13 protein-coding genes, 1 tRNA gene and 1 pseudogene are annotated in these 14,702 nt (G+C 73.8%); 11 read left to right on the top strand and 4 right to left on the bottom strand.

What is annotated here, in order from left to right:
* Together AB0J08_RS16465 and AB0J08_RS16460 are read left to right on the top strand one after the other, a co-directional pair.
* A pseudogene (locus tag AB0J08_RS16465) lies at positions 1–472 on the top strand (RNA helicase); the annotation flags it as partial.
* A 191-nt stretch (positions 473–663) separates the two neighbouring features.
* Positions 664–1,518 carry a TIGR02452 family protein gene (locus AB0J08_RS16460; protein WP_360633511.1) on the top strand — a complete coding sequence of 285 codons (855 nt, stop codon included), beginning with the start codon at positions 664–666 and terminating at the stop codon, positions 1,516–1,518.
* Positions 1,519–1,587: 69 nt separating this feature from the next.
* Here the strand turns inward: AB0J08_RS16460 and AB0J08_RS16455 are convergent, their stop codons facing one another.
* The gene (locus tag AB0J08_RS16455; RefSeq protein WP_360633508.1) at positions 1,588–1,923 is read right to left on the bottom strand and encodes a hypothetical protein; all 336 of its coding nucleotides are present in this window, start codon (positions 1,921–1,923) and stop codon (positions 1,588–1,590) included.
* 131 nt (positions 1,924–2,054) lie between these two features.
* Positions 2,055–3,185 (bottom strand): hypothetical protein, encoded by a 1,131-nt coding sequence (locus tag AB0J08_RS16450; protein ID WP_360633505.1) that lies wholly within the window; start codon positions 3,183–3,185, stop codon positions 2,055–2,057.
* Positions 3,186–3,405: 220 nt separating this feature from the next.
* Here AB0J08_RS16450 and AB0J08_RS16445 point away from each other — a divergent pair, with 220 nt between their 5' ends.
* Positions 3,406–4,536, top strand: coding sequence for a low temperature requirement protein A (locus tag AB0J08_RS16445; protein ID WP_360633502.1), 1,131 nt, complete (start codon positions 3,406–3,408; stop codon positions 4,534–4,536).
* Between the two features lie 12 nt (positions 4,537–4,548).
* On the top strand, positions 4,549–4,995 hold the full coding sequence (locus tag AB0J08_RS16440; protein WP_360633499.1) for an RICIN domain-containing protein: 447 nt from the start codon (positions 4,549–4,551) through the stop codon (positions 4,993–4,995).
* Positions 4,996–5,033: 38 nt separating this feature from the next.
* Here AB0J08_RS16440 and AB0J08_RS16435 read toward each other — a convergent pair whose 3' ends face one another.
* Both AB0J08_RS16435 and AB0J08_RS16430 read right to left on the bottom strand, forming a co-directional pair.
* Positions 5,034–5,762 (bottom strand): tyrosine-protein phosphatase, encoded by a 729-nt coding sequence (locus tag AB0J08_RS16435; protein WP_360633496.1) that lies wholly within the window; start codon positions 5,760–5,762, stop codon positions 5,034–5,036.
* 56 nt (positions 5,763–5,818) lie between these two features.
* Positions 5,819–6,610: an SDR family oxidoreductase gene (locus tag AB0J08_RS16430; protein WP_360633493.1), complete on the bottom strand. Its 792-nt coding sequence runs from the start codon at positions 6,608–6,610 to the stop codon at positions 5,819–5,821.
* Positions 6,611–6,778: 168 nt separating this feature from the next.
* Between AB0J08_RS16430 and AB0J08_RS16425 the strand changes: the two genes are divergently transcribed.
* From AB0J08_RS16425 to AB0J08_RS16395, 7 genes are all read left to right on the top strand, one after another.
* Positions 6,779–7,495: a nucleotidyltransferase domain-containing protein gene (locus AB0J08_RS16425; RefSeq protein ID WP_360633490.1), complete on the top strand. Its 717-nt coding sequence runs from the start codon at positions 6,779–6,781 to the stop codon at positions 7,493–7,495.
* A gap of 87 nt (positions 7,496–7,582) precedes the next feature.
* Positions 7,583–7,655 (top strand) — tRNA-Lys (locus AB0J08_RS16420).
* Between the two features lie 453 nt (positions 7,656–8,108).
* A complete protein-coding gene (locus AB0J08_RS16415) occupies positions 8,109–9,872 on the top strand; it encodes an LCP family protein (protein WP_360633487.1) in 1,764 nt (587 codons plus the stop codon).
* Positions 9,873–9,985: 113 nt separating this feature from the next.
* The gene (locus AB0J08_RS16410; RefSeq protein ID WP_360633484.1) at positions 9,986–10,432 is read left to right on the top strand and encodes an SRPBCC domain-containing protein; all 447 of its coding nucleotides are present in this window, start codon (positions 9,986–9,988) and stop codon (positions 10,430–10,432) included.
* A gap of 178 nt (positions 10,433–10,610) precedes the next feature.
* Entirely contained in the window at positions 10,611–11,396 is a 786-nt protein-coding gene (locus tag AB0J08_RS16405) for a VOC family protein (protein WP_360633481.1), read from the top strand.
* Positions 11,397–11,537: 141 nt separating this feature from the next.
* Positions 11,538–12,287: a beta-phosphoglucomutase family hydrolase gene (locus AB0J08_RS16400; RefSeq protein ID WP_360633478.1), complete on the top strand. Its 750-nt coding sequence runs from the start codon at positions 11,538–11,540 to the stop codon at positions 12,285–12,287.
* The gene (locus AB0J08_RS16395; protein ID WP_360633475.1) at positions 12,284–14,692 is read left to right on the top strand and encodes a glycosyl hydrolase family 65 protein; all 2,409 of its coding nucleotides are present in this window, start codon (positions 12,284–12,286) and stop codon (positions 14,690–14,692) included. Before AB0J08_RS16400 ends, AB0J08_RS16395 begins: the two co-directional genes overlap by 4 nt.
* Positions 14,693–14,702: the final 10 nt, after the last annotated feature.

The following is a 14,702-nucleotide window of genomic DNA, read 5'->3' as shown; positions in this document are numbered from 1 at the left end:
CCGTGGTGGCCGTTCCTTCGGTGACCGTGACAACCGTGGCGGTGGCGCCGGTGGCTTCAACCGTGACGACCGTGGTGGCCGTTCCTTCGGTGACCGTGACAACCGTGGCGGTGGCGCCGGTGGCTTCAACCGTGACGACCGTGGTGGCCGTTCCTTCGGTGACCGCGACAACCGTGGCGGTGGCGCCGGTGGCTTCAACCGTGACCGCGACGACCGCGGCGGCCGCTCCTTCGGCGACCGTCCGGCCCGCAGCTTCGGTGACCGTCCGGCCTTCGGCCGTGACCGCGACGAGCGCGGCGCCGGCGCCGGCAGCAGCCGTCCGTTCTCCCGCCGCGACGACCACCGCTCCGGTGGCCGCCCGCAGGCCTCCGGTGGCTTCAACCGTGACCGTGACGACCGTGGCGGCCGCTCCGGTGGCTTCAACTCCGGCGGCTTCAACCGCGACGACCGCAAGCCGCGTTGGAAGAACTGACGCCGCGTAGCGCATCGCACTGACGCCCGACGGGCCCGCTCCACTTCGGTGGGGCGGGCCCGTCCGCGTTCGTGCCCCGGGCGGGCCCGGGTCGGTGTCCCGTCGCGTCCCTTCGCCGGAGCGGTCACGTTGTTCTGTCGGTGAGAATAACCAGTGGCGTGGAGGAGGCCCGCTCCCGTACGGTCACGGACATGAGCAGCAGACTGCATGGCGTAGCGGTGGTGAACGAGGGGATCGCCGAGCGGGGGAGCTACCGGGCGGCCGGGGGCGAACTCGTGCAGGTGGCGGAGCAACTGGCGGCGGCCAGGGCGGGGACGGTGTCGTACCCGCCGCAGGCGCTGGACGCGCTCCTGCGGGCCGGAGCCCCCGGGCCCGGTCCGGCGGGGCCGGGGTCGGCGGCCGGGTCGGCGGCCGTCGAGGTGACGGCCGAGGGCAGCATCGGGGCCGCCCGGCGGCTGGTGGAGGCCGGCGCCGGCCGGGTGGGCGTGCTCAACTTCGCCTCGGCGCGCAACCCCGGCGGCGGCTATCTGCGCGGCGCCCGGGCCCAGGAGGAGGACCTCTGCCGCAGCGCCCTGCTGTACTCCTGCCTGCTGGAGGCACCGGACTACTACGAGGCGCACCGCGCCTCCGGTGACCTCCGGTACAGCCACCGGGTGATCGTCTCGCCCGACGTGCCGGTGATCCGGAGCGAGAAGGGGGAGCTGCTGGCGCGGCCCTACCCGGTGACCTTCCTGACCTCGCCGGCGCCCAACGCCGGCCAGTTGGAGCTGCGCTCGGCGGGCGTGGACGTCCGGGGCGTGCTCGCCGAGCGGGCGGTCCGGGTGCTCGCGGCGGCGGCCCGGCACGAGATCAGCGCGCTGGTGCTGGGGGCCTGGGGCTGCGGAGTGTTCCGCAACGACCCGGCGCAGGTGGCGGAGGCCTTCGAGGGGGCGCTGGCGCAGTACGGCGCGGCGTTCGAGCGGGTCGTGTTCGCGGTCTGGGACCGCACGCCCGTCTCGCCGAACCGGGCCGCCTTCGAGGCCCGGTTCGGCGCGGCCGTCGGCTGACGGATGACCGCGCGTCGGGGTGGGTGAGTACTCCGGCCCGGCCCCGCGCGGCCGCCTCCCCGCCCGGGCTCAGCGCTTGCGCGGGCCCAGGGCGGTCGCGGCGGTCGAGGCGGCGGCGACCACGCCGGTGACGGCGAGGACGGCCGGCCAGGCGCCGATCTTCTTCGCCAGCGGGTGCGAGCCGCCGAAGGCCGCCACGTAGAGCCCGGTCAGCGCGGCGGCGGTGGCCGCGCCCGAGCGGCGGTGCCACTGAGCGGCGGCGCCGGCCCCGGCGACGGCCAGCACCGCGCCGCCCAGTTCACGCCGGCCGGTCCAACGGGCTACGCCGTAGCCGCCGACCAGGCCGCCGGCCGCGGTCAGCGCGGCGGGCGCCGCGGCCGGGAGCACGTTCGGGATCCTTGCCATCGTCGACTCCACTCCTCGGAATCCTCGGGTGGTCCGACCCTAACCCGGCCGGTCCGCCGCCCCGTTCCTAGCCCGTGCCTGCCCCCCGGCCGGTCCGGTGCTCCGTGCCCGGCCCCGGCCGCCCGGTGCGGTCAGCGGAACGCCTGTTCGAGCGGGATGGCCTGGGCCACCCGGGAGAGCCGGTCCGCGGCCTCGGCCGGCGCCAGTACCCGCTCCAGCCGCAGGTCCCCCGGGACCTGCTGGATGAACCGGCCCGCGGACCAACTGCGTTCGTACGCCTGCGGGTCCAGCACCAGCGTGCGGACGCCGTCCACTACCGGGATGTCGCCGGGCGTGCCCTCGTTCCAGATCCACGTCCCGTCGGGTGCGACCAGGTTGAACGAGCCGTACGCGGTGACCCGTCGGCGGCCGTCCAGCTCCGCGGTCCGGCTGAGGGCGACGACCTCCGGGTCCTGCGGCGGCCCCGGCAGGTGCCCGCCGCCGATCAGTACGTCCGCGAGCAGCGTGTGCAACTGGAAGTTGTCGGTCAGGCCGTCCATCCGCAGCAGGTAGCCGGTGCCGCTCGGGCGGTCCAGCACGAGCAGCGGCTCGTCGTCGAGCGTCTTGGCCAGGTGGACCAGGCCCTTGAGGCCGTGCGGGCCCTCGCCGTACCGGTCGATCAGTTCGAGCAGGACGTCCGTCACGCCGCAGGCCCGGGCGGCGGTGCGGACGGCGGCGTGGGAGTAGACCGCGAAGGAGGCCATCTGCCACAGGTGCAGCGTCCACCAGCCGACCACGGCCCGCTGGGCGTGCCACTCGTCCAGCCGGTCCGGATCCTCGATCCGGGCGTGCGCCAGCCCGGGATCGTCCTCGTCCGGGTCGGGCAGATCGCCGCCGCCGGTCTCCTTCCAGCGCTCCATCAGCAGCAGCGCGCCGCTCAGCGCCCCGCGCAGGCCCGCCAGCACCTGGTCGGCGCAGGCCACCGGGTCGGCGCCGCGCTCGACGCAGGCGCCCACCATCATCGCCAGCTGCGCCCGGGGGAACGGCGGGGTGTCCGGCAGCAGCGCGGCCAGCCGCGGGCCGACGGCCGCCGACTCCCGCTCGCCGGCCGGCCCCAGCAGCCCGCCGACCCGTCGGAACGCGGCCTCGACGGCCTCGGCGGCCTCGGCGTCGCCGGCCGCGATCACCGCCTCCAGATCGGCTGTTGCCCCGTCGAGGGTGGACTGCTGACGGTCTGACGGATCCGCGGACCCGCCGTGCGAGGGAATTCGGTCGGACACCATTCGCCGCAGCATAGGCGGCCGCCCGGACACCCCCGCCGCCGGGTGGCGGCGCGCACCGGGCGTGGCCGGCGGGAGGGCCGTGCGGTCGGCGCCCCGGCCTGTTCGGTGCCCCGGCCGTTCGTCATCCGCCCCGCCGAGGCCGCGCCTGTTCGGTGCCCCGGTCCGTCCGAGTACCGAAAACGCCCGCGCCGAGCGGGCCGGTTGATCCATACTCGCGCGGGTGACCGCGACCCATGCCCTGACGGCCCCCTCCCAGGCCGAGGCGGAACCCGCTCTGCGGGTGGCCCCGCTCGAACTCTTCCTCGACCTCGTCTTCGTCTTCACCATCACCCAGCTCACCGGGAGCCTGGCCCACCACCTCACCGTGGGCGGCCTCGCCCAGGTGGTGGTGATGCTGGCCGTGATCTGGTGGATGTACGACGCGTTCATCTGGCTGACCAACGCGATGCCGCCGAGCACCCACGGCCGCCGCGGCCTGCTGATGCTCGCCATGGCGGGCTTCCTGGTGATCTCGCTCGCCGTCCCGCACGCCTTCGAGGGCAGCGGGGTGGCCTTCGGCTGGGCGTACCTGCTGGTGGTCGCCGTCCACACCGGTCTGTTCGCGGCCTCCGGCGTGGTGCTCGCGTCCGTCCTGCGGATGGGTGGGCTCAACCTGGTCGGCACCGGCTTGGTGGTGATCGGCGGCTACCTCACCGGGCTCGCCCAACTCGTCTTCTGGGCAGCCGCCTTCGCGCTGCAGTTCGCGATACCCCGGCTGGTTGACCTGCCGCGGTTCCAGCTCCGCTCGGACCATTTCGTCGAACGCCACGGGCTGATCGTGATCATCGCGTTCGGCGAGTCCGTGATCGCCATCGGTGTCGGCGCCGGCACCGCCGACCTCACCGCCCCGCTGGTCGCCGTCGCCCTGCTGAGCCTGACCGTCTGCGTGGGCCTCTGGTGGGCCTACTTCGGGCACGACGACGACGCCCGCGCCGAGCACCACATGGCCGCGCTCCCCGCGGACCGCCGCAACCGGCTCGCCGTCAGCGTCTACAACCTCGGCCACTACGGGCTGTTGCTCGGGGTCCTGCTCTTCGCCGCCGGCGTGAAGTCCGCCGTCGCCCACCCGGACGCCCCGATCGGCCTCGCCCAGGCTTCGGCGCTGGCCGGCGGCGTCGCCCTCTTCCTCGTCGTCAACACCGCCGTCCGACGGACCTTCGCGCTGACCCCGAACCTCCCCCGCCTGCTCGCGGCCGTCGCGCTGGCGGGCACCGTCGAACTGGGCACCGCCGTCTCCGCGCTGGCGGAGGTGGCCGCCGCCGCCGGAGTGCTCGCGGCGGCCTTCGGCTACGAGGCCGCTCGCCGCCGGTGAGAGACTCGCACCGTGACTGACCACGTGATCACGGACGGCCTCTACCTGGTGCGCAACGTCGGCAGCGGGCTGCTCCTGGAGGTCGCCGACGGGAGCCGCCGCAGCGGCGCCAAGGTCGTCCTCGGGGCGCAGAGCGGCTCCGAGGCCCAGCTCTGGCGGCTCACCGCCGTCCACCCGGGTGGCGCGCTCTTCCACGTCGAGAACGCCGCCAGCGGGAAGCGCCTCGACGTCACCGGGGCGTCCCCGGAGGACGGCGTCCTGATCCAGCAGTGGTCGGCCAACGCCTTCGGGGCCCAGGAGTGGCTGCTCGAACACCACCTCGACGCTCCCGGCACCTACACCCTGACCAGCTTCATCAGCGGCAAGCCGCTCACCGCCACCGCCCCCGGCAACCCGGTCGAACAGCGCGAGGACCTCGACTCGCCCACGCAGTGGTGGCGCCTGGAGCGCCAGGGGTAGGTGAGGCACGCCGGCCGCGCGTCGGCCGGCGTACCCGATCAGGCCGAGAGGTTGGTGTGGAGGGCCGCCAGGTCGTCGTCGGTGGTGCCGTGGGCGCGGAGGTAGTCGGCGACGGAGCCGTACCCGGTCCGGATCCAGCTCAGGGACGAGGCCAGGAGCGGGGCGGAGACGGGGCGGGAGACGCGCTCGGTCCCGGTCTCGTCGAGGTAGGGGGTCGGGCCCGCGAGCAGGCCGAGGCCGGCGTTGGAGAGCAGGAAGTCGGCCATCAGCTCGGCGTCGGAGGCGCCCAGCAGGGACTGCACGACGGCGATGGTCAGGCCGGTGCGGTCCTTGCCGACGGCGCAGTGCACGACGGCCGGCACCCCGCCGGGGGCGCCGAGGCGGCGGATGGCGGCTACCAGGGAGGGCCCGGCGGTCTCGGCCATGAAGGGGTAGAGCTCGGCCTGGTCCTCGGGCCACGGCCGGCCGACGTCCTCGCGGTTGGCCGGGAGGGTGGGGAGGCTGACCGCCTCGTGGTCGAGGCCGAACCGCAGATCGGGCCAGACCTCCAGCTCGAAGGGGCTGCGGAGGTCGATCACGGTGCGCAGACCGAGGTCCTTGAGGCGCTGGGCGCCCTCCGGGGTGAGGTTGTGGAAGGACCCGGAGCGGTAGAGCACGCCCGTGCGCAGGGCGCCGACGCCCCCGGCGTCGCGGAAGTTGCGCACACCGGGGATGTCGAGGAAGGCGGACGGCAGGTCGGGTTCACGGTCCGTCAGGTCGTCGGTCATGGGCTCCACCGTACGGGCGGGGGAGCGCACGGGGGAAGGAAACGGACCGCCTGGTCTCAACGGCCGCCGGAGACGTCCAGGAAGGTGCCCGTGCTGTACGAGGCGGCGGGGGAGAGCAGGTAGAGGATCGCCTCGGCGACCTCCTCCGGTTGCCCGCCGCGCCGCATCGGCAGCCCGGGCGCCACCCGGTCGACCCGGCCGGGCTCACCGCCCAGGGCGTGGATCCCGGTGTGGATCAGGCCGGGGCGGACGGCGTTGACCCGAATGCCCTCGGCGGCGACCTCCAGGGCCAGCCCGCGGGTCATCGAGTCGACGGCGCCCTTGGCGGCCGCGTAGTCCACGTACTCGTTCGGCGAGCCGAGCCGGGAGGCGGCGGAGGAGACGTTGACGATGGCGCCGCCCCGCCCGCCGTACCGGGTGGACATCCGGCGGACGGCCTGCGCGGCGCACAGGAACGGGCCGGTGATGTTGGAGGCCCAGATCCGGGTCAGCCGGTCCTCGTCGATCTCCTCCAGCCGGCACTGCTTCTCCAGCGTCCCGGCGTTGTTCACCAGCGCGGTGAGCGGGCCCAGTTCGGCGTCCACGGTGGCGAACAGACGCTCGACCTCGGCGGTGCGGGAGACGTCGGCCCGGACCGCGACGGCGGTACCGCCCTCGGCCCGGACGGCGTCCGCCACCGCGGTGGCGGAGGCCTCGTCGGAGCGGTAGTTGACGCAGACCCGGTAGCCGCGCCGCCCGGCCAGCAGGGCGGTGGCGGCGCCGATGCCGCGCCCGGCGCCAGTGACCAGGAGGACCTCCGGGCGGTCGGCGGCGGCGGAGACGGCGGCGGCGGAAGGAAGGGAGGACATGGTTCGAACGCTACCCGGTGGGGGTGGACCGGTCGATGGGGCAGAAGCTCCTCGGAGCAGGGGAATTCGCTCGCCCGGTGCGGCCCCGGCAGGGCAGACTCCTCGGACCGCCGCCGCCCGCGACCAGGCCAGCACCTGCCGTCCGAAGCCCGAGATCCGAGGAGTCCCATGCCCCCCGCACCCGGCACCGTCCTGCTCTCGGGCGTGGTCGGCTCGACCGCGTACGGCTTCGCCCACGCCGGCTCGGACGTCGACCGGCTGGGCCTGTTCGCCGCGCCGACCGAGGACTTCCACGGCCTGCACCGCCCGGCCGAGTCCCAGGTCACCACCGAGCCCGACACCACCCTGCACGAGGCCGCCAAGTGGTGCCGCCTCGCGCTCACCTGCAACCCGACCGCCTCCGAACTCGTCTGGCTGCCGGCCGACCTGTACGAGGTGCGCAGCGCGCTGGGCGAGGAGCTGATCGCGATCCGCGGCTCCTTCCTGAGCGCCACGGCCGTCCGGAACTCCTATCTCGGCTACGCCGGCCAGCAGTTCCGCAAGCTGCTCACCCGAGACACCGCCGACCGGGCCGGCCACCGGCGGGCGGCCAAGCACGCCCGCCACCTGGTGCGGCTCATCGAGCAGGGCGTCCGGCTCCACGAGACGGGCGAGAACCTCGTCCGGCTGCCCGACCCGGAGCGGGTCCGCGACCTCGGTGACCGCATCGCCGAACACCCCGCCGCCGCCGAGTCCCTGCTCGCCGCCGCCGCCGAACGCCTCGCCCGCCCCGGTGTCCTCCCACCGGCCCCGGACCCGCGCCCCGCCGAAGCCTGGCTCCGCCGCGTGCGCGCGGCCCACTACGCCCCGCCGGTCTGCTCCCCACCAGGCCCGGCCGCCGGCTGAGCCCGGCGCGTCCGCGCAATCCACTGGCGGAGGCCTGGGCGCCACCGGGTAGGATCGCCCTGGCCCGCCCCGCACGGGGCGGTCCACGGGCCGCTAGCTCAATTGGCAGAGCTGCGGACTTTTAATCCGTAGGTTCAGGGTTCGAGCCCCTGGCGGCCCACCGTGAAGACCCAGGTCGGAGATCTCCGACCTGGGTCTTTCGGGTTCCCGGCGGCGTTCTGCCGCGGTTCGGTCGGCTGTGGGGCCCGGGATGTGGGGTGGCCGGCCGGGGTGCACGCTGAGTGTTCGTCAGGCGTTCACGCTCCGCCCGTCCGCCGGCCGGAGGCGGGTGGTCGGCCGGCTCGAAGTGCCGTAAGTCACAGGGCAGATGGTGCGGTGCCCGGGGCCCGTCACGGTCTCGCGTGGCCGGATTCATATGACCGGCTTGTATGCTCCGAAAGGGGCTTGTTGTGGCTGCAGGGGGCTCCGGAGAGTGACGGCGGAGACGGCCGCGGGGGTGTTCATAGGTCATTACGACCTTCATATGTGCAACCCGAGGGCGGTCACGGCCGTCTCTCTTGTATGCAGAGTGCCCGGTCGTGGGGCGCCGCGTCCGCCGGTGAAAGGTGCACGGATGTCAGGTCAGTGGGGCGAGGGCCCGGCTCGTGGTGACGACGCGCCCGGTGCGCTCACGACCGACGGCGGCGACGGCGGGGTGCCGCAGCCGCGGACCGGCGGGCGGGCGGAGGCCCGGCGCGCGGCCCAGGGCAAGGGGGCCCAGGGCAAGGGGGGCCGGGCCGCCACCGAGGCATCCGCGACCGGGGGTCGGGCGGCGGCCCGCAACAGCCGCAAGCCGAAGAAGAACGTGAAGAAGATCGTCGCCTGGTCGGCGGCGGGCGTGCTGGTGCTGGTAGCCGGCGCGGGCGGCGCGATCTACCTCAAGCTGAACGCCAACATCAAGACCTTCGACGCGGACGCGATAGCCGGCGACCGGCCGCCGGAGGCACAGGCCGACGCGGACGGCAACAAGCCGGTGAACGTGCTGCTGATCGGCTCGGACAGCCGAGGCAAGAACAACTCCGACCTCGGCGGCGGCGAGGACGGCGGCGCCCGCTCGGACACCACGATCCTGCTGCACGTCTACGCGGACCACAAGCACGCCGTCGGGATCTCCATCCCGCGCAATGCCATGGTGGCGATCCCGTCCTGCAAGCTGCCGAACGGCAAGTGGACCAAGGCGGCCACCAGCGATCTGTTCAACGCGGCGTTCTCGAAGGGCGAGAGCGACGACGGCAACCCGGCCTGCACCCAGAACACCGTCGAGAAGCTCACCGGCATCCGGGTCGACCACACCATCGTGGTGGACTTCCAGGGGTTCTCCGCGATGACCAAGGCCGTCAACGGGGTGGACGTCTGCCTGCCGCAGCCGATCCACGAGGGCGACATCAACCCCAAGCTCGGCAAGAAGGGCGCCGTCGTCCTGCCCCAGGGCAAGCAGAAGGTCGAGGGGCAGCAGGCGCTCGACTACGTCCGGCTGCGCTACGGCATCGGCGACGGCTCCGACATCGGCCGGATGAAGCGCCAGCAGGCCTTCCTCGGCTCGCTCGCCTCCAACATCAAGGGCCAGGGCCTCAACCCCACCACGCTGCTGCCGCTCGCGGACGCTGCCACCAAGTCGATGATCGTCGACCCGGGTCTCGGCTCGGCCGACAAGCTGCTCTCCTTCGGCCTCTCCCTGAAGAACATCGACATGCACGAGCTCAAGTTCGTGACGGTGCCGTGGCGCTACCGCACCCAGGACAAGAACATCGACATCATCCAGCCGGACGCCAACAAGCTCTGGGACACCATCAAGGCCGACCGGACCATCGACGGCCAGAACGCCACCGGCGAGCAGTCGGCAGAGGCCACCACGCCTGCCGCCCCCGCCCCCGCCGCGCCCACCTCTGCCCCCGCGCCCGCCTCCGACGCGGGCAACACCGCCGTCAAGGTGGCCGTCTACAACGGGACCACCGCCACCGGCATGGACGGCAAGGCCAGCGAGCTGCTGAAGGGCGCGAAGTTCGCCGCCACCAAGTCGGGCCCCGCCGCCAGCACCAAGTACGCCACCACGATGATCGAGTACGGCTCCGGGCAGAAGGCCAACGCCGAGAAGGTCGCCGCACTGTTCCCCGGGGCGAGCGTCGAGGCCGGCAAGTCGGCCGGCGTCACCGTGATCGTCGGCAAGGACTTCGCGGCGGCCAACGGCGGCGGCGCGGCCGCCTCCGGCACCCCCGGCAGCCCCGGCGCCTCGGCAGCCCCCTCGGCACCGGTTCCGCTGCCCACCAGTGTGACCAACGAGGCCCGCTCGGCCGACGACGACATCTGCGCCAACACCACCTACGGCAGCGGCGGGTAGCGAGGAGCTACGGACGGCGACGGCAACCGGCCCGGGGCGCGTACGCCCCGGGCCCGTGCCATGGTGGCCGGAGGGGGAGCAGCAGGGGGGCGCCGGCCCGAAAGGCGGACCTCATGGCCGAGATCGCCCTGCAGATCGACATCGCGGCGCCGCGTGACGTCGTCCTCGCCGCGCTCGACAGCCACGACGGCCTGACCGGCTGGTGGACCACCGAGGTGGACCGGGACGGCGACGTGCTGCTCCTCGACTTCCCAGACGTCCCCGAGCCGTTCCGGCTCCGCCGCGGGCGCGCCGACCGCGAGCGGGTGGTGTGGACGAACGTCGGCACCTTCCCACCGCACTGGGCGGGCACCTGGATCAGCTGGGACCTCGCCGACCAGCCCGGCGCGAGCGACCGCACCCGGCTGTTGTTCCGCCACGGCGGCTGGCAGCCCGGCAGTGAGGAGGGCGTGCCGCTGGTGGCCGGCACCTGGGCCGAGCTGCTGGTACGGCTCAAGGACTACGCGCAGAGCGGCAAGGTGCAGCCCTACTTCGTGAAGCCGCCGCAGCACACCTCGTGACCGCCCCGCGCGGTCGCCCGTGCCGGACGGTTCGCCCGCCCGGGTGGCCGCCCGGTGGCGCGATCGCGGTGGCGCGGCGAAGGTGGGCGGTGCACCGCCGTTCGGCCGCGCCGCCGCCGGCTGCCCCGGCGCCCCGCCCGGTCGCGGCGGAGGAACCAGTGCTTCTGGAGGCCCAGCAATGCCCGTAGTGACCGCTCCGTACAAGCCCGGCACCCCGTGCTGGGTCGACCTGATGGCGAGCGACCAGCAGGCCGCGCTCGACTTCTACCGCGACCTGTTCGGCTGGCAGGGGGAGGTCGGCCCGCCCGAGTTCGGCGGATACGCCGTGTGCGCGCTGAACGGCAGGCCGGTGGCGGGGATCATGGCGCGGATGGCCCCCGAGGGCCAGCCGCTGCCGCCCGTCGGCTGGACCACCTACCTGGCCTCGGACGACGCCGACGCCGCCGCCCGGTCCGTCGCCGAGAGCGGCGGCACGATCCTCTACCCGGCGATGGACGTCGGCACCGTCGGCCGGATGCTGGTCGCGGCCGACCCGGCCGGCGCGGTGTTCGGCGTCTGGCAGAAGGTCGACTTCATCGGCGCGGGCATCGTCAACGAGCCCGGCGCGCTGGTCTGGAACGAGCTCAACACCACGGACACCGACGTGGCCGGGGCGTTCTACCACCGGGCGCTGGGCCTGCGCCCGGCGACCATCCACGGTCTGGACGGCTACTACTCGCTCAACGTCGGAGACCGCACGGTGGGCGGCATGCAGCGGATCCCCGACTACCTGGCGCCCGGCACGCCGCCGCACTGGATGACCTACTTCGCGGTGGACGACACCGACTCCACCGTGGACGCGCTGGTCCGGGCCGGCGGCTCGGTGATCCAGCCGCCGTTCGACATGCAGTCCGGCCGGATGGCCGTCGTCCAGGACCCGCAGGGCGCCCTCTTCGCGGTGATCGCCTCGCCCGACTCGCCGTAGCCACGACGGCCTGCCGCGTCGCCGTGGCCACGGCGGCCCCGGAAGCCGCCCGTTCCCGCAGCCGCCCCGGAAGCCGCCCGTTCCCGCGACGCGCCGCCGGGAATGGGGGGCTTCCCCGGATTCGCGGGTAAGACTGCACCCATGCTGGGGCTTCCGGACGACATCCGCGCTTTCCTCTTCGACCTCGACGGGGTGCTCACCCAGACCGCCAAGGTGCACGCCGCGGCCTGGAAGGACACCTTCGACACCTTCCTGCGCGCCGAAGCGGCCCGCACCGGTGGGCAGTTCGTTCCCTTCGACGCCGTCACCGACTACGACACCCACGTCGACGGCCGCCCGAGACTCGACGGCACCCGGGCCTTCCTGCGCAGCCGCGGCATCGACCTGCCCGAGGGCACCGACGCCGATCCGCCGGGCGCCCGCACCGTGCACGGCGTGAGCCTGGCCAAGAACCAGACCGTGTTGCGCATGATCCGTGAGCAGGGCGTCCAGCCGTACGACGGCTCGGTCGCCTATGTGCGCCGGCTGCGGGCGCTCGGGCTGCCCGCCGCGGTGGTCTCGTCCAGCGCCAACTGCCGGGACGTACTGCGTGCCGCCGGGATCGAGGAGCTGTTCGACGTCGTCGTGGACGGCGTGGTCGCCGCACGCGAGGGCCTGCCGGGCAAGCCCGCGCCGGACACCTATCTGGCGGGTGCCCGGGCCCTGGGCGTCGAGCCCGCGCATGCCGCGGTCTTCGAGGACGCGCTCGCCGGGGTCGCCTCCGGCCGAGCCGGCGGCTTCGGCGCCGTGGTCGGCGTGGACCGCACCGGCCAGGCCGCCGAACTGCGCCGCCACGGTGCCACCGTGGTCGTCACCGACCTCGCGGAGCTGCTCGAAGGGGGCGCGGCATGACCGGGCTGGACAACTTCGCCGTCGATCCCTGGCAGATCGCCGAACAGGGCCTGGACCTGGCCGCGATGGCCCGCGCCGAGTCCGTCTTCGCGCTCTCCAACGGCCACATCGGCCTGCGCGCCAACCTGGACGAGGGTGAGCCGCACGGCCTGCCCGGCACCTACCTGAACGGTGTCTTCGAGCTGCGGCCGCTGCCGTACGGCGAGGGCGGCTACGGCTACCCGGAGTCCAGCCAGAGCGTCATCAACGTGACCAACGGCAAGATCATCCGACTGCTGGTGGACGACGAACCCTTCGATCTGCGCTACGGCGAACTCCTCAGCCACCGCCGCTGGTTGGACTTCCGGGACGGACTGCTGCGGCGCGAGGCGGAGTGGACCTCCCCGGCCGGGCGGACCATCAAGGTGCACTCGACCCGGCTGGTCTCCCTCACCCAGCGGGCGATCGCGGCCGTGGAGTACACCGTGGAGGCGGTGGACGGGCCGGTCCGGATCGTCCTGCAGTCGGAGCTGGTGGCCAACGAGCAGCTGCCCGGCGGGGCGGAGGGCGATCCACGGGCGTCCGCGGTGCTGGAGGCGCCGCTGCTCGCCGAGGCGCACCACGCGGGCGGCACCAAGGCCGTCCTGGTGCACCGCACCCGCTACAGCGGCATCCGGGTCGCGGCCGGGATGGACCACATCATCGAGGGCCCGGAACGGCTGGACACCGTCGCCGAGGCCGAGGCGGACCACTGCCGGATCAGCGTCACCACCCTGCTCGAACCGGGCGAGAAGCTGCGGCTGGTGAAGTTCATGTCCTACGGCTGGTCCGCGACCCGCTCGCTGCCCGCCGTCCGGGACCAGGTGGAGGCCGCGCTGAACGCCGCCCGGTACACCGGCTGGGACGGGCTGCTGGCCGAACAGGCCGGGTTCCTCGGGGAGTTCTGGGAGACCAGCGACGTCGAGATCGATGGCGACGTCGAACTCCAGCAGGCCGTCCGGTTCGCCGTCTTCCACGTCCTTCAGGGCGGCGCCCGGAGCGAGGAACGGGCCATCCCGGCCAAGGGGTTGACCGGCCCGGGCTACGACGGGCACAGCTTCTGGGACACCGAGACCTTCGTCCTGCCGGTGCTCACCTACTGCCTGCCGAGCGCCGTCAACCAGGCGTTGCGCTGGCGGCACACCACGCTGCCGATGGCCCGCGACCGGGCGGTCCAACTCGGCCTCGCCGGAGCGGTGTTCCCCTGGCGGACGATCCGCGGCGAGGAGTGCTCCGGCTACTGGCCGGCCGGGACGGCGGCGTTCCACATCGGCGCGGACATCGCGGCCGCCGTCGCCCGCTACGTCCGGTCCACCGGGGACGTCGAGTTCGAGCGGGAGTACGGGCTGGAGCTGCTGGTCGAGACGGCCCGGATGTGGCGCTCGCTCGGCCACCACGACGCGGCCGGCAACTTCCGCATCGAGGGCGTCACCGGGCCGGACGAGTACAGCGCCGTCGCCGACAACAACGTCTTCACCAACCTGATGGCGCAGAGCAACCTGCGCGCCGCCGCCGAGTCCGCCGCCCGGCACCCGCGCGAGGCGGCCGCGCTCGGGGTCGACACCGAGGAGACCGCCGCCTGGCGGGACGCCGCCGCCGCGATGTTCGTCCCCTACGACGAGAACCTCGGCGTCCACCCGCAGGCCGACGGCTTCACCGACCACCAGGTCTGGGACTTCGAGCACACCCCGCCGGAGAACTACCCGCTGCTGCTGCACTACCCGTACTTCGACCTGTACCGGAAGCAGGTGGTCAAGCAGGCCGACCTGGTGCTCGCCATGCAGGTGCGCGGGGACGCCTTCACCGACGAGCAGAAGGCCCGCAACTTCGCCTACTACGAGCGGCTGACCGTCCGCGACTCCTCGCTCTCGGCCTGCACCCAGGCGGTGATCGCCGCCGAGGTCGGGCAGCTGGACCTCGCGTACGACTACACCGCCGAGGCCGCCATGATGGACCTCCACGACCTCGGCGGCAACACCCGCGACGGCCTGCACATGGCCTCGCTGGCCGGCGCCTGCATCGCCCTGGTGGCCGGCTTCGGCGGGCTGCGCGACCACGGCGAGGCGCTCTCCTTCCGCCCCCGGCTGCCGGCCGGGCTGATGCGCCTGAGCTTCTCGCTGCTGGTGCGCGGGCAGCTGCTCGGGGTGCGGATCACCCACGAGGACACCACGTACACGCTGCGCCGCGGCGAGGTGATCCACCTGCTGCACGACGGCGAGGCGGTGCAGGTGAAGGCGGGCGAGCCGGTCACCCTGGCGACCACCGTGCCGCCCGCCCAGGAGCGGTGCGCCCAGCCGCCCGGCCGCGAGCCGGCCCGGCGCCAGCCGCAGGCGGGCGTGGTCAGCGGCACACTGGGCCCCGGGCCGGAGCACCTTGCGGCCGAGTAGCCGAGTAGCC

This window comes from Kitasatospora sp. NPDC050463, from assembly GCF_040655255.1.
Taxonomy (GTDB): domain Bacteria; phylum Actinomycetota; class Actinomycetes; order Streptomycetales; family Streptomycetaceae; genus Kitasatospora.
The sequence above is the reverse complement of the archived record's forward strand: the minus strand, read 5'-3'. Positions and strand labels throughout refer to the sequence as shown.

Excerpts from the sequence above, each read along its gene's own strand:
- AB0J08_RS16460 (WP_360633511.1), top strand. The coding sequence starts at position 664 with ATGAGCAGCAGACTGCATGGCGTAGCGGTGGTGAACGAGGGGATCGCC.
- AB0J08_RS16455 (WP_360633508.1), bottom strand. The coding sequence starts at position 1,923 with ATGGCAAGGATCCCGAACGTGCTCCCGGCCGCGGCGCCCGCCGCGCTG.
- AB0J08_RS16450 (WP_360633505.1), bottom strand. The coding sequence starts at position 3,185 with ATGGTGTCCGACCGAATTCCCTCGCACGGCGGGTCCGCGGATCCGTCA.
- AB0J08_RS16435 (WP_360633496.1), bottom strand. The coding sequence starts at position 5,762 with ATGACCGACGACCTGACGGACCGTGAACCCGACCTGCCGTCCGCCTTC.
- AB0J08_RS16430 (WP_360633493.1), bottom strand. The coding sequence starts at position 6,610 with ATGTCCTCCCTTCCTTCCGCCGCCGCCGTCTCCGCCGCCGCCGACCGC.
- AB0J08_RS16425 (WP_360633490.1), top strand. The coding sequence starts at position 6,779 with ATGCCCCCCGCACCCGGCACCGTCCTGCTCTCGGGCGTGGTCGGCTCG.
- AB0J08_RS16415 (WP_360633487.1), top strand. The coding sequence starts at position 8,109 with ATGTCAGGTCAGTGGGGCGAGGGCCCGGCTCGTGGTGACGACGCGCCC.
- AB0J08_RS16410 (WP_360633484.1), top strand. The coding sequence starts at position 9,986 with ATGGCCGAGATCGCCCTGCAGATCGACATCGCGGCGCCGCGTGACGTC.
- AB0J08_RS16405 (WP_360633481.1), top strand. The coding sequence starts at position 10,611 with ATGCCCGTAGTGACCGCTCCGTACAAGCCCGGCACCCCGTGCTGGGTC.
- AB0J08_RS16400 (WP_360633478.1), top strand. The coding sequence starts at position 11,538 with ATGCTGGGGCTTCCGGACGACATCCGCGCTTTCCTCTTCGACCTCGAC.
- AB0J08_RS16395 (WP_360633475.1), top strand. The coding sequence starts at position 12,284 with ATGACCGGGCTGGACAACTTCGCCGTCGATCCCTGGCAGATCGCCGAA.